Source organism: Promicromonospora sp. NPDC023805, from assembly GCF_040639635.1.
In the GTDB taxonomy this organism is placed as follows: Bacteria; Actinomycetota; Actinomycetes; order Actinomycetales; family Cellulomonadaceae; genus Promicromonospora.
Map to the genome: position 1 here is coordinate 102,612 of NZ_JBFAAH010000016.1, position 13,727 is coordinate 116,338.

Below are 13,727 nucleotides of genomic sequence, written 5' to 3' on the forward strand. Positions count from 1 at the left end.
TCAGCCCGGTGCGAGCCCGTTCTGATAGGCCCAGACCACCGTCTGCAGGCGGTCGCGCGTGCCGACCTTGGCCATCGCCCGGCCGAGGTGCGACTTCACGGTGCTCGTCTCCACGACGAGCTCGCGCGCGATCTCCGCGTTCGACAGCCCGCGGGCGAGCTGTCGCACGATCTCGGCCTCGCGTGCCGTGAGCTGCGCCGCGATGTCCGACGCCGATTCGGGCGGCGCCTTGCGCCGGGCGAACTCGGCGATCACCCGGCGGGTCACCGCCTGGTCGATGAGGCCATGGCCGTCGGCGAGCCGGCGGACGGCGTCGATCAGCTCCTCGGGCTCGCAGTCCTTGAGGATGAAACCGCCGGCCCCGGCCTCCAGCGCACCGAACACGTACTCGTCGAGGTCGAAGGTGGTCACGACGAGTACGGCGGGTGCTGCCCCGCCGGAGGCGGCGTCCGCCACTATCTCGCGGGTGGCCGCGAGGCCGTCCCCACCCGGCATGCGCACGTCCATGCAGACGACGTCGGGGCTGTGCCGGCGGGCGAGCTCGACCGCTGCGGGCCCGTTCGAGGCCTCGGCGACCACCTCTATGTCGTCCGCCTGCTCCAGGAGGAACCGGAACCCCGCCCGGACCACCGCCTGGTCGTCGACGAGCAAGACCCTGATCATTCCTGTCCTCCGGTGTTCGTGGGCTCGTGGTGCAGCGGCAGCGTCAGCAGCACGCGCCACCCGCCGGACGGCGTGGCGCCCGTCGTCAGTGTCGCCCCGACGAGGTGCGCGCGCTCCCCCATGCCGATGAGGCCCATCCCCTGTCGTGTCGAGCTCTGTCGTGTCGAGTCCGTCGGGATGCCCCCCGCGGCGCGTGTGTTGACGACCTCGAGCGAGACCTCGCGCTCCGCGAACCGCACGGCCATCCGCACGGGTGCGCCCGATGCGTGCTGGCGGGCGTTCGACAGCGACTCCTGCGCCACCCGGTAGAACGCGGCGTCCGCGATGGGCGCGAGGGCACGCGCCCTGCCCTCGCGGACCAGCTCGACGGTGTCGCCGAGCGTGCGTGCGGTGCGCACCAGCCCGTCGAGCGCGTCGAGTCCGGGCGGCGGTGCGTCGTGCCCGTCGTCGTCGATGCTCGGGCGTTCGCGGAGGACCCCGACGATCAGGCGGAGGCTGTCCAGGGTCTCCTTGCCCTGCCCACGGATCCAGGCGGTGCCTGCCTTCGCGGCCTCGGGGTCGCTGTCGATCTGCCGCGCCACGGCGGCGGCCTGGACCACGAGGCCGGAGAGGTGGTGCGCCGCGACGTCGTGCAGCTCGCGGGCCATGCGGGACCGTTCGGCGAAGATCGCCGCCTGGGTGGTCGCCCGCTGCGTCCGCATCAGTTCGTCTGCCCGGAGGTGGAGCAGGTCGACGTAGCGGCGACGGGTCGCCACGGCGCCGCCGACGAGCGCGCTGACCACATAGGTGGCGATCCCCGCCGCGAGATGGTTCACGGCCGGCATCAGCAGGCCGTTGCCCGACACGAGCGCCGTCACCGCCGCCGTCACAACCCCGACCGGCACCGCCGCGCCCGTGACCGCCAGGGCCTGGCGGGCGGGCAGCAGCGTGCCGACCGTGTACGCGGCGATGACCTGCGGTATGCCGCCGACCGACAGGTCGGGGGGCGACACGGCGATCACGAACACCTGAACGGCCACGACGAGGCCCAGGCAGAGGACCGGACGGGTCCGGCGCAGGACCAGCGGCAGCGCCTGGGCGCACGTCGCGACCATGAGCAGCACGCTCTGCGCCGGACCGATCGTCAGGTCCTCCGCCTCCAGCACGTACTGGAACAGCACCACCAGCAAGCCTGCGGTCATCAGGGCGACGAGTGCGGCCAGCAGACCGTCCTGCGCCAGCCGGCTGGTCACGCCGAGCCGGGTCAGGAGGGTGTCGAGCCTGCCGACGCGCGGCGGGACCGGAACGTCGTCGAACACCGTCAGGCCGTCGGTCGTGGGCATCGTCAGTACGATACAGACGGTGCGAGCAGGCGGAACTCGGCTGCGAACCAGGCGATTCCGGCCAGGGCGAGCAGCACGAGCACGGTGCCGAGGACCTTGCGCCAGCCGAGACGGTGCCGGATCGCGCCGACCACCTGGAGCGCCGCGGGGACGATCCCCAGCACGCCGAGGCCCTGGACCACCTGCAGCTGACGCAGGGAGAACGCGGAGACGTCCTGCAGGCCCATCACGGTGATCAAGGTGGCGGTCCAGCCGCCGAGGGCGAGCACCGCGCAGACCGTCGCGATGTTGGTGAGCAGCCTGACGACCCGTCCGGTGCGCTCCGGGCGGAGACGCCCGGCCTCGGTCACGGGCACCGAGCCGGGAAGGGACCGGCGCCGGACACGCCGCGTGATCGCACCGACCGGCCAGGCAACGGCCGCTACGAGCAGGATCAGCGCGGACACGCCGAGCACGGGGAGCACCACTGCCTGGGCGCGTTCCGGCTGGGCGGGCAGCAGGGTGAAGGCACCCTCGATACCTATCGCCTCGACCTTGTCGTCGGTGACGCGCATCGCGATGACGCGCTGGCCGCCGACCTCACGCCAGACCCACGGCTCGATCTCCTCGTACAGGGCGGGCGCGTCGCTGAGCGGACCCGGCGTGATCAGGAGGCGGCCGTCGTCCTGCGGGGTGAGCTGCGTGGTGCTGAATGCCTCCAGCGAGGCCAGGAACGTGCTCTGCATGCCGCGCGAGGCGACGTAGCTGCCCGCGGCGATCGCGGCGTGCTCCTTGGCGGTCGCGGCGTCGACGGTGCCGGCGGCCGGGGTGGACCCCGCCGGGAAGTAGCGGTCGGTGAAGCCGTGCAGCACCGCGTCGCGCAGCTCGAGGGTCACGAGGCCGCTGTCGCCCGTGCTGTTGAACGAGACGAAGATCCCGGTGCGCTCCTCGGGGTAGAGCTGCAGGTGGGAGTGGAAGTAGTTGGTGTCGCCACCGTGTCCGATGATCCACTGCCCGTTGCGGCTCTCGTCGAAGAACCCGAGCGTCATCCGCGGGGACGCCGCAAGGTTGCCCAGCGAGCTCTCGTCAAGGCCCGGGGCATGCATCAGCTCGAGCGTCCGGGGCTCCAGGATCGAGCCCGTACCGGGCTCGCCGAGCTGGGCCAGCATGAAGCGCGCCATGTCCGGCGCGGAGGCGGTCAGCGCACCGGCGGGCGGTGTCCCGACGATCTCGAACGGGCCCGGGGCGGCGGCCGACGTGTCGTAGCCCTTGGACATCCGGTCGCGCAGCGCGTCAGGCAGCGGCTGCTCGAAGGTCGACGACGTCATGCCGGCGGGCGTGAGGATGTTCTGCTCGACGTACTCCTCGAACGGCACGCCGCTCACGTGCTCGACGATGTACCCGGCCAGCGAGTTGCCGTAGTTCGAGTAGGCGGGGACGGTGCCGGGCTCGTAGATCTGCTCCGGCGGGTCCTCCGCCAGCTCGTCCCGGAGGACAGGCGATACGTCGCCCGAGCCGATGAGGCCGCCGAGCCGCTCCTCGAAGCCCGCGGTGTGGGTGAGCAGGTGGCGCATGGTGATCGGCCCGTCGAACGACCGCGGGACATCGAAGTCGAGGTACTCGCCGATGTCGGTGTCCAGGTCGACGTCGCCGTTCTCGACCAGCTGCATGGCGGCGGTCGCGGTGAACAGCTTGGAGACCGAGCCCGGGCGGAACAACGTGCTCTGCGGGTCGACCGGTACCGCCTCGCCGCCCGTCGTGCCCGTGTCGGCGTAGCCGTAGCCGCGGGTGGTGACGACCTTGCCGTCGTCGACCACCGTGACGACGCCGCCCGCGATGCCGGCGCTCTCCAGCGCGGAGGGCAGCAGACCGTCGAGCCAGGCGTCGACGTCCGACTGCACGAGGGTGTGCTCGCCGACCGGGGCGGAGACGGGCGGGGGCGGTGTCGGCTCGGAGGTGGTCGCGGCGAAGGCCGGGACGCCGGCGGCGACTGTGATCGCGAGCGCCCCCAGGGCAGCGAGCGCCGCCATGGTGCGTACGCGGCCGGGCCGCTCGGTGGGTAGCTCATAGGTCGGGGACATCGTCGCGCTCCTCGCGCTCGGCGGGTGTTCGGGCTGGTCCGGAGGCTTTCTTCCGGACGACACCAGCCTGTCGGGCGGGCAGCGGCGGCACATCGCCCGCGAGCACGCACTTGGCCTACGACCTTTGGCGGAGTCGGGCTCCGCCCGACGTCGATGACCATGCATCTGCTGCCAGATCAAGGCCGGTTCTGGCAGCACGTGCATGGTCAGTTCCCTGCATAGGGCCGACCCGAGGTCGGTGTGACGGGCGCCATACCCCGCGCGGTCACATCTCCCGGGGCTGGGGAGTCTCTTCCACATCGGGTGCACCACGCACCCCCTGTGGAAGGAACACCATGACCTCAGCGATCGAGAACCTCCGCCGCGACTTCGGCGGCGACGTCGTCGAGCCGGGCGCAGCCGAGTACGAGGCGGTGAGCCGCGCGAAGCTGGTCGCGGGCAGCCCGGCCTTCGTCCTGCGCCCCAAGACGGTCGGCGACGTGCAGGCGGCGGTCCGGTTCGCCGTCGGATCGGGGCTGACGCTCTCCGTACGCGGCGGCGGCCACAGCTTTCCCGGCTTCGGCACCAACGACGGCGGCATCGTGATCGACCTGAGCGGGCTCGCCGACGTCGAGGTGGTCGACGAGGGCCGCCGCCTCGTCCGGGTAGGCGGCGGCGCCACCTGGGGCCAGGTTGCCGAGGCGCTGACGCCGCACGGCCTCGCGATCTCCTCCGGCGACACGAAGAGCGTCGGCGTCGGCGGGCTGACGCTGAACGGCGGCATCGGCTGGAAGGTCCGCAAGCACGGCCTGACCCTTGACCATCTGGTGGCCGCGCAGCTGGTCACCGCCGACGGCGCGGTAGTGCCCGCGAGCGCCGAGGAGAACCCCGAGCTGTTCTGGGCGATCCGCGGAGGCGGCGGCAACCTCGGTGTCGTGACCTCCTTCGAGTTCGTGGCGCACCCGACGACGGAGGTCTTCTTCGGGAAGATCACGTTCCCCGCCGCGGAGACCGCTGCGGTGCTCCAGGGCTGGGCGGAGCACCTCCGCACGGCGCCCGAGGAGCTCACCTCGATCGCGAACCTGGCCAACCCGTTCGCGGGCGGCCCGGAGGCGCCGCTCGAGATCCATGTGGCGTTCGACGGCGACGACCCGGAGCTCGCGGCCAGGGCGCTCGACCCGATCCGCCGGCTCGGGACGGTGCTGGAGGACGACGTCGCGCTCCACGCGTACGCCGACATCCTCGTAGACGGCGCGGAGCTGCCGCCGGGTCTCGAGCTGCTCGGTCACAGCGGTTTCGTCGAGCGGGAGTCGGTGTCCGACACGCTGCGGATCCTCGCCGAGGTCGGCACGTCGGCGGGTTCGCCGTCGATAGCTATCCGCACCGTGGGCGGCGCGGTGTCGCGGGTCCCCGCCGACGCGACGGCGTACGCGCACCGCGGCGCGGAGCTGCTGGTCGCGACCGTGGCCGGCGGCCCGAAGCCGGTGATCGAGGCCGCCCGTCCCGGCATCGCGGCGATCTGGGCCAGGCTTGCCCCGCACGTCAACGGCGCCTACTCGAACTTCCTCGGCTCGACCACCGCGGACGACGTCGCGGCGGTCTATCCGGCGGCGACCTACGAGCGGCTAGCGGTGATCAAGCGGCAATACGACCCGAGCAACGTGTTTGCCCGGAATCACAACGTTCCGCCCGCCGCAAAGTGACCTATCTCATGCGGACAATTCGGGTCAAGTAGGACGCGAAGTATCCCGTGAGCCGTGATGCGATTGTGACTTCGCCGCCGAACGGGGTTAGCGTCGCTCCGGTTCGCGGGAAGTCCGCGGGCACTCGAGGTGGGCGCCGAGCCCTGTCACCGCCCCGAGACTGCAAAGACAAGGACAGGGACGGGGGAACCACGTAAGCGGGCACCGACGGTGTCCTTGGGGTGAAGCCGCACAGGTAGTACGCGGCCGGGTCATTCTCCGATCCGAATCCGACAGCTCACCTCGTAGGCGTCAGGAGAACCTCTTGACTACTCGCACGCCTGGGCGTCACCGCGCTGCCCGCAGACCCATCACCCCGCTGACTCCCCTCTCCCGCGCCGCGGCCCGGGGCATCTCAGGTGCCGCCCGCCGCGGCGCGCTCGTCGTCGCCGGTTCCGGCCTGGCAGTCTCCCTGCTCAGCGTTCCCGCGGACGCCGCGCCGGTGGCCGACAACAGCCCGTCCACCGCAGAGCTCGACATCCTGAACAAGACGTCGCAGGGCTCGGTCGCCGGGGCCGCGGTGGTCGACGCCGTGAACACCGCACCCGCCGTGCAGGTAGCGGCCGACAGCAAGTTCACGCTGGAGACGGGCACCATCAAGGTGACCCCCGCCCCCGAGCCGGAGCCGGAGCCGGTCGTCGAGGAGGTCGTCGAGACCGCCGCAGCCGTCGAGCCGGCCGTCCCGGCCGCCGCCGGAGGCTCCGAGATCGTCGCGATCGCCATGCAGTACCTCGGTGTGCCGTACGTCTGGGCCGGCGCGACGCCCGCCGGGTTCGACTGCTCCGGGTTCACGTCGTACGTCTACGCGCAGATCGGCATCAGCCTGCCGCACTCCTCGGCGGAGCAGCGCTACGCCGGAACGCCGGTCTCGCAGGCCGAGGCCCAGCCGGGAGACCTCATCTGGAGCCCCGGCCACGTCGCCATCTACGCGGGCGACGGCATGCAGGTCGAGGCGCCGGTTCCCGGCCAGTCCGTGCGCTACACGGAGATCTGGCAGAACAGCCCGACCTTCATCCGCGTCGGCTGAGCCGGAGGCGCAGCGAAGGGTGCGGGCCGAGGAACGAGGCACGCGCCCGCAGCGGAGCCGCAGGCTCAGCCGATATGGACAGAGGCTGAGCCGGAGGCGCAGCCGATATAGACAGAAGCTGAGCCGCAGCCCCGCACCACGCGCCTGACCACGAGGGCCCGCACCGACACGGTGCGGGCCCTCGTGCGTGTCACCGGCGGGTGGCATGATCACCGCCATGAGCGTCCCCACGGCGGTCGAGACCAATGCCCTGAACACCATCGACGAGTCCGAGCGGCGCGGTTCGCCCCGCAGCCTGTTCTGGCCGTGGTTCGGGGCCAACGTGTCAGTGCTCGGACTCGGCTACGGCTCCTACCTGCTCGGCTTCGGTGTCTCGTTCTGGCAGGCGACGGCGGTCGGCGCGATCGGCATAGTGGCGTCGTTCCTCTTCTGCGGGTTCATCTCGCTCGCCGGCAAGCGCGGTTCGGCGCCCACCATGGTGCTGTCCCGCGCGGCGTTCGGCGTGCGCGGCAACAAGCTGCCGTCCCTGCTGTCGTGGATCCTCACCGTCGGCTGGGAGACGGTACTCGTGGCCCTGGCCACGCTCGCCACCTCGACAGTGCTCGGGGCACTCGGCTGGGGCGGCGGCACCGTCACCAAGATCGTGGCCCTCGTGGTCGTGGCGAGCATCGTGGTGGCCGCAGGCGTCTTCGGGTTCGACCTCGTGATGCGGCTGCAGGTGATCATCACCGTGCTGACCGCCGTGCTCACCGTCGTCTACATCATCCTGGTGGCCGACCACGTCGACTGGGCGGCGGTCGCCGCGATCCCCGTGGGCGGCGCACCGCAGGTGATCGGCGGTCTCGTGTTCATGATGACCGGGTTCGGCCTGGGCTGGGTCAACATGGCCGCCGACTACTCGCGCTACCTGCCCCGCTCCGCCTCCGGCCCGCGGATCGTCGGCTGGACCACCCTCGGCGCCTCCCTGGCCCCCGTGGTGCTGCTCGTCTTCGGCCTGCTGCTCGCCGGCTCCGACCCCGACCTGAACGCGGCGATCGGCGCCGACCCGATCGGCGCCCTGTCCACGCTCCTGCCCACGTGGTTCCTCATCCCGTTCGCCGTGGTGGCCCTGGCCGGACTGATCGGGGGCGCGGCGCTCGACATCTACTCCTCCGGCCTCGCGCTGCTCTCCCTCGGGCTACCCGCCCCGCGCTGGGTCGCCGCCGCCATCGACGGCGGGCTCATGGTGATCGGCGCGATCTACGTCGTGTTCGTCGCGGACTCGTTCATCGGCCCCTTCCAGGGCTTCCTCATCACGCTGGGCGTACCCGTCGCCGCCTGGTGCGGCGTGCTGCTCGCCGACATCCTGCTGCGCCGCCGCGACTACGCCGACGCCGACCTGTACGACGCCGCCGGCCGGTACGGCTCCGTGAACTGGTCCGCCGTGGCGCTGGTGCTCGGCGGCACCGCCATCGGCTGGGGCCTCGTGACCAACACCTACGCGCCGTGGCTGGCCTGGCAGGGATACCTGCTCGGCCCCCTCGGCGGCGTCGACGGCAACTGGGCGTTCGCCAACCTGGGCGTACTCGTCGCCCTGGCCCTCGGCTTCTTCGGCACGCTCCTGCTCACCGCGCGCAAGGTCCGCCGCCAGGAGGAGCGATGACCGACGCCGGAGCGGCCGCCGCCGTGCCGCCCGGCCCGGACGCCGCCCTGGTCGTGATCGACATGCAGGACGTCTTCGCCAGCCCGCCCAGCCCGTGGGCCTCCCCCGACTACCCCGCCGCGCTCGCCGGAACCCGCCGTCTGCTCCCCGCCTTCGCGGGTCGCACGGTCCTCACCAGGTACATCGCCCCCACCGTGCCCGACGGCGCCTGGCGCGCCTACTTCGAGCAGTGGCCGTTCGCCCTCGTGCCAGAGGACGACCCGCTCTACGAGATCACCGACCTGGCCGACGTCGTGGACGCCGGGGCGCCCGTCGTCACGCTCCCCACGTTCGGCAAGTGGGGCCCGGAGCTGGCAGCCGCCACGCGCGACGCCGGCACACTCGTGCTCGCCGGCGTCGCGACGGACTGCTGCGTGATCTCGACGGCGCTCGCCGCCGCCGACGCGGGCCGCCACGTGCTCGTGGTCGCCGACGCCTGCGCGGGTTCGACGCCGGAGAACCACGAGCGCGCGCTGGACATCATCCGGCTCTACGCACCGCTGATCGAGGTGACGACGACCCAGGACCTGCTGTCCGGGGCCCAGCCGGGCTAGCCCCGCCCCACCACGAAGCCCGCCGAGCGGCGCTCGTCGGCGAAGCCGCTCACCCGGCCCCTGCGCCAGTCGATCGCGAGCGCCTGCACCGAGCCGTAGCTGGACCGGGCCGCCTCGTCGGTCACGACGACGTCGTAGCCCATCCCGCCCATCGCGTCGGCGAGCGGCGGTGTCTCCAGGCGCAGCTCGCCGCCGGTCAGGTAGAACCGGCCGGAGCGGACGGCGGTCTCCAGCGGCTGGCCGTGCAGGGCCCAGCGCGCGACGACGTTGGCGATGGTGCTCGGGATCTGCTGGCCGCCCGGTGTGCCGACCACGAGCACGGGCCGTTGCCGCTCGTCGAGCAGCATGGACGGCGAGCTCCAGGTCACGGAGCGGCGCCCGGGTTCCGGCAGGTTCGCTCCGTCGATGCCGACGTCGCCGAACCGCCCGAGCTGGTTGTTGACGAAGAACCCCGCGACGTACTGCCCGCTGCCCCAGTAGTTGGTGATGGTGTTGGTCATCGACACCGCCCTGCCGTCGGCGTCGACCACCGAGATGTGGGTCGTGTTGGGCGCGCCCTCGTAGCTCGCGAGCGCGGCGGAGCTGCGGCTCGTCTCGGCGGCGCCCGGCAGGGTCGCCGCGAGCTGGGCGTTCCGTTCGGGATCGGTGAGCCGCTCCACGGGGACGTCCACGAAGCGCGGGTCCCCGAAGTGCTCCTGCACGGAGGTGTCGGCGATCTGCCAGGCGCGCGACAGGATGTCGACGTACTCGGGCGAGTCGGGGTCGACGTCGGCGATGCCGGCGGCCTGGGCGATCTGCAGCAGCTGGATGATGGCGGCGCCGGGCAGCGCCGGCGCTCCGGAGAGCATGGTGAACTCGCCCACCGGGCCGGTCGCGGGTTCGGAGACGTCGACCTCGTAGGCGGCGAGCGACCCCATGTCGATTCCCGGGGTCTCGGCCAGCTTCCGGGCGAGGCTGCCGGTGTAGAAGGAGTCCGCGCCGTCCGCGGCGAGGGTGCGCATGGTGGCTGCCAGCTCTTCCTGGACCAGCACGTCGCCCCGCTGGAGGAGCGAACCGTCGTCGCGCCGGAAGTGCGGCAGCGACGCGGTGACCTCAGGGCCCGGGGCACCGGCGATCTGGGACGCGAGGTACCGCGAGACCGGTTCGCCGGACCGGGCCAGCTCGATCGCGGGTTCGAGCAGGTCGGCCCAGGGCAGGCTGCCGTGGTCGCGGTGCAGCCGCTCCATCCCCGCGACGAAGCCGGGGATCCCCGCGCCGCTGTCCGGGATCTCGCCGGCCTGGTTGACCACCTCGCGGTACTCGTAGTTCGCGGCGTCGCCGTCGGCCAGGACAATCGCGGCGCCGCCGCCCCCGATGCCCGAGCTGGCCGGCTGCAGGACGGCGTCGGCGAAGGCCGCGGCGACCGCGGCGTCCACGGCGGTTCCCCCACGCTCCAGCATCCGCGCGCCGGCCTCGGCGGCCAGCGGGTGACCGGCGCTGACGCCGTGGGCGCCCAGCTCCGGCTCCGGTGTAGGAGTGGGCGAGGGCGAGGGGACAGGTTCCGAGGCCGTCGCGGTCGGCGTCCGGTTGGGCACGGGGGCGGACGGCGCCGCCGCACAGGCGCCGAGCCCCACCATGACCGCGGCTGTCACGAACGCCGCCGCGATGCCCGGCCGCTTCTTCTGGTCACTCACTGTTGTCTCGCCCTTTCGGGGGTCGGTCCGGTATGGGTGGGGGTGCGTACCCGCGTCGTCCGCGGCAGGAGCCACGACCGGCGGAGGAGCTGTTCGATCGGACCCTGCCGTCCCGTGCGCGCCCAGAGGGCGGCCGCCACGATCACCGCGACGACGAGCGCCGAGCTGATCAGGACGCCCTGCCCGAGCGAGAACCCCTGCGCGGGCTTGATCAGCGCGAGCACGACGAAGTGCAGGACATAGAGGGTCAGCGAGAGCCGGCCGCACGCGACCAGCCAGCCGAGGACCCGCGGCCGTTCGAACCGGCGCAGGACCAGCACACATGCCGCGACGATGGCTACCGCTCCGCCGATGCTGCTGGCCAGCCACAGCGGCATCTGGCCGTGCGCGGCGCCGGTCAGCAGACGCCAGGGCCCGCGGTCCGCGTCCGGCCCGATGAGCAGGTAGGTGAGCTGGGCGATCGCGACCGCGCCTGCCGCGACGGCCGCGCCGCCGCCGGCCAGCCGTCGGAGCACGGCCGTGTCGGTGACGTCGAGCCGCGCGATGCACAGTCCCGCGACGAACGGCACCGTCCAGCTCAGCAGCGGGTACCGGCCGGTCAGCAGGAGCGAGTACGCCGCTTCCCACGGCGGTGTACCGAGGGTGACCGGGTCGAAGGGCTGGGGGCTCGGCCAGATCGTCTCGTGCGCGACGATGACGGCCGGACCGGCAAGCGCGAGCACGACGCCGACGCCCAGCAGCGCACGGTCTGGCAGCCGCCACAGCAGCGGCGCCAGCAGGAAGAGGACCGCATAGGTGGGCAGGATGACGTTGACCTGGTCCGTCAGCTCCTGGAGCGCGACTCCTCCACCGAACAGGAGCGCCGCACGCCAGGTGACCGTCGACCACCGTTCCCGTTCCGGCCGCCGGCTCAGCAGGTAGCCCATGCCGATGCCGGCCACGACGACGAAGAGCACAGAGGCCCGCCCGTAGGGCAGCAGGTAGAGACGCTGGAGGAGGGACTCCGAACCCACCGGCCCGACGTTGACGACGATCATCCCGACGAGGGCGAGCCCGCGCGCGGCATCGATGCCGGCGAGCCGGGGATGCCTGGCCCCGGACGCCGCTCTCGCGGCTGTGTGCCGAGCCAGGCGGGTCGGCACGTGCGTCGGCACGGCCGCTCCCGCTTCCGTACCGACGTTTTGCTTCACGTGATGATGACGCTTCTCGACCCACCATTGGTTGTGGGGGGACGGAACCCCTCACACTCCGTTCACGGATTCACGCGCGATGATGTTCCCGCTCGCCGCCGCGGGCGACCGACCGGACAAGACAGATAGACCGACCGACCGACAAGGGAGTCAGCCGTGACCGCAGCCAGGATCCGTGCCCAGTGGGAGCGCCACGACGAGCGGTTCTCCCCCGTCCGCGGGGACCGGTTCGTCGAGGTGCTGTACGACGGCGGGAGCTGGCTCGAAGGCCCCGCCTACTCGGCGGCCTGGCGCACCGTGCTCTTCAGCGACATCCCGAGCGACCAGGTCTTGTCCTGGGACGAGGCGACCGGCGCCGTCGGCGTCTGGCGCAGCCCCGGCGGGTATGCGAACGGCCGCACGATCGACCGCGCGGGCCGGATGCTCCAGTGCGAGCACGGATCCCGGTCGGTCACGCGCACCGAGCCGGACGGCAGCGTGACCGTGCTCGCGGACCGCTGGGAGGGCAAGCGGTTCAACAGCCCCAACGACCTGGTCGAGCACAGCGGCGGCAGCGTCTGGTTCACCGACCCCGCGTACGGCATCGACAGCGACTACGAGGGCTATCGGGCCACGCCGGAGATCGACGGCTGTCACGTCTACCGCCGGGACCCGGACGGTTCGGTCACGCGGGTCACCGACGACTTCTCCCGTCCCAACGGCCTGACGTTCTCGGCGGACGAGCGGACCCTCTACATAGTCGACAGCGGTCACCGGCACCTACGCCGCTTCGACGTCGGCCCGGACCTGTCGCTGTCCGGCGGCGAGGTGTTCGCCACCTGCGACGCGGGCGGTTTCGACGGCGTCCGGGTCGACGACGGGGGCCGGCTCTGGGCCGCCGCACATGACGGCCTGCACTGCTTCGACCCGGACGGCACCCTGCTCGGCAAGCTGCTGCTCCCCGAGGTCTGCTCGAACCTGACCTTCGGCGGACCGAAGCGCAACACGCTGTTCGTGACGGCGACCCACATGCTGCTGTCGGTCCGCCTGACCGTCACGGGTCTCCGGTAGGCCGGGGCGCCACCGGACCCGACGGGGCGTGTCGCCGATGGCGTGACACCCGGCCAGAGAAACAGGTACCCCGCGGGGTGTGTTGCTGCGAGTAGACAATGTCCACTCGCAGCAACACACTCCGCCGACGTAGCCCTCCGCGAGCTACCGGATCACGATCACCCGTCCTGGAACTCCACCTCCGGGTACTCGGCCACCGGACCGTCCAGCAGCGGTGCGGCCCGACCGCGCAGGTGACGGTCGAGGAACATCAGCTGGTCCGTGAACGATCCGTGGTTGGCCGTCGGGATCTGCAGCCACAGGCCCGTGGCGCCCAGGCGAGCCCGGTTGTCCGGCCAGTCCGTCCCGTCGCTGGCGCCCGGCTCGTGCGAGGCGCTGCCCAGCATGGAAGGGCCGGTCCATGCCCGTCTCGGGAAAGTCCACCTGGAAGGTGCCGTCCATGTTGACCCCGGCGTCCACGCACCGGTCGTCGACGATCGGTCCGTGCCGCCAGAGCCTGCCGCGCGTCAGCTCGTCCAGGACGAAGTCGATGTCGAGGGCGCGGCCCCGCGTGACCCACGCGCCGACCTCCGCGCTGTTCTCCCGCTCGCTGAGCAGGCATGGCGCGACCCTGCCGTCGGGAAACTCGATGGCACGGGCCTCGTACGTGTGGTCGACGCCGGCCACGACGTAACCGCGGGAGGCGAGGTCCTCGGCGAGCGAGGTCAGCGACTCCCGGCTCAGACTGGCGCCCGGCGACAGCACCACGAGCGACCGCCGGCCCGGCAGCGCCGGGGCCCGGTCGTA

At 72.2% G+C, this 13,727-nt stretch carries 12 protein-coding genes and 1 riboswitch; of the genes, 6 read left to right on the forward strand and 6 right to left on the reverse strand.

From position 1 onward, the window contains the following. Genes AB0F70_RS16905 through AB0F70_RS16915 form a run of 3 tightly spaced genes read right to left on the reverse strand, consistent with a single transcriptional unit; the run spans nt 1 to nt 4,045 of the window. Nucleotides 1–663, reverse strand: a complete 663-nt coding sequence (locus tag AB0F70_RS16905) for a response regulator transcription factor (RefSeq protein ID WP_357450344.1) — start codon at nt 661–663, stop codon at nt 1–3. Further along, entirely contained in the window at nt 660–1,985 is a 1,326-nt protein-coding gene (locus AB0F70_RS16910) for a histidine kinase (protein ID WP_357450347.1), read from the reverse strand. Before AB0F70_RS16910 ends, AB0F70_RS16905 begins: the two co-directional genes overlap by 4 nt. Nucleotides 1,986–1,987: 2 nt before the next feature. Further along, complete coding sequence (locus AB0F70_RS16915; protein ID WP_357450350.1) at nt 1,988–4,045, reverse strand: serine hydrolase domain-containing protein; 2,058 nt, start codon at nt 4,043–4,045, stop codon at nt 1,988–1,990. A 335-nt stretch (nt 4,046–4,380) separates the two neighbouring features. Between AB0F70_RS16915 and AB0F70_RS16920 the strand changes: the two genes are divergently transcribed. The 4 genes from AB0F70_RS16920 (at nt 4,381) to AB0F70_RS16935 (ending at nt 9,028) form a co-directional block, all read left to right on the forward strand. Then, entirely contained in the window at nt 4,381–5,727 is a 1,347-nt protein-coding gene (locus AB0F70_RS16920) for an FAD-binding oxidoreductase (protein ID WP_357450353.1), read from the forward strand. 124 nt (nt 5,728–5,851) lie between these two features. Continuing rightward, nucleotides 5,852–6,032: riboswitch (cyclic di-AMP (ydaO/yuaA leader) on the forward strand. Then, entirely contained in the window at nt 6,032–6,793 is a 762-nt protein-coding gene (locus AB0F70_RS16925) for an NlpC/P60 family protein (protein WP_357450355.1), read from the forward strand. Its footprint overlaps the riboswitch before it by 1 nt. Before the next feature lie 217 nt (nt 6,794–7,010). After that, the gene (locus AB0F70_RS16930) at nt 7,011–8,435 is read left to right on the forward strand and encodes a cytosine permease (RefSeq protein ID WP_357450358.1); all 1,425 of its coding nucleotides are present in this window, start codon (nt 7,011–7,013) and stop codon (nt 8,433–8,435) included. Beyond that, the gene (locus AB0F70_RS16935) at nt 8,432–9,028 is read left to right on the forward strand and encodes a cysteine hydrolase (protein WP_357450361.1); all 597 of its coding nucleotides are present in this window, start codon (nt 8,432–8,434) and stop codon (nt 9,026–9,028) included. Before AB0F70_RS16930 ends, AB0F70_RS16935 begins: the two co-directional genes overlap by 4 nt. Here AB0F70_RS16935 and AB0F70_RS16940 read toward each other — a convergent pair. Both AB0F70_RS16940 and AB0F70_RS16945 read right to left on the reverse strand, forming a co-directional pair. Continuing rightward, nucleotides 9,025–10,701, reverse strand: a complete 1,677-nt coding sequence (locus tag AB0F70_RS16940; RefSeq protein WP_357450364.1) for a gamma-glutamyltransferase — start codon at nt 10,699–10,701, stop codon at nt 9,025–9,027. The genes AB0F70_RS16935 and AB0F70_RS16940 overlap by 4 nt on opposite strands. After that, nucleotides 10,698–11,855, reverse strand: coding sequence for an acyltransferase family protein (locus tag AB0F70_RS16945; RefSeq protein ID WP_357450367.1), 1,158 nt, complete (start codon nt 11,853–11,855; stop codon nt 10,698–10,700). The genes AB0F70_RS16940 and AB0F70_RS16945 overlap by 4 nt, the downstream gene beginning before the upstream one ends. A gap of 192 nt (nt 11,856–12,047) precedes the next feature. On the opposite strand from AB0F70_RS16945, the gene AB0F70_RS16950 reads away from it, so the two are divergent. After that, complete coding sequence (locus AB0F70_RS16950) at nt 12,048–12,941, forward strand: SMP-30/gluconolactonase/LRE family protein (RefSeq protein WP_357450370.1); 894 nt, start codon at nt 12,048–12,050, stop codon at nt 12,939–12,941. A 158-nt stretch (nt 12,942–13,099) separates the two neighbouring features. Here the strand turns inward: AB0F70_RS16950 and AB0F70_RS16955 are convergent, their stop codons facing one another. Next, nucleotides 13,100–13,327 (reverse strand): hypothetical protein, encoded by a 228-nt coding sequence (locus tag AB0F70_RS16955; RefSeq protein ID WP_357450373.1) that lies wholly within the window; start codon nt 13,325–13,327, stop codon nt 13,100–13,102. Between the two features lie 53 nt (nt 13,328–13,380). Here AB0F70_RS16955 and AB0F70_RS16960 point away from each other — a divergent pair, with 53 nt between their 5' ends. After that, nucleotides 13,381–13,614, forward strand: a complete 234-nt coding sequence (locus AB0F70_RS16960) for a hypothetical protein (protein ID WP_357450376.1) — start codon at nt 13,381–13,383, stop codon at nt 13,612–13,614. Nucleotides 13,615–13,727 lie beyond the last annotated feature (113 nt).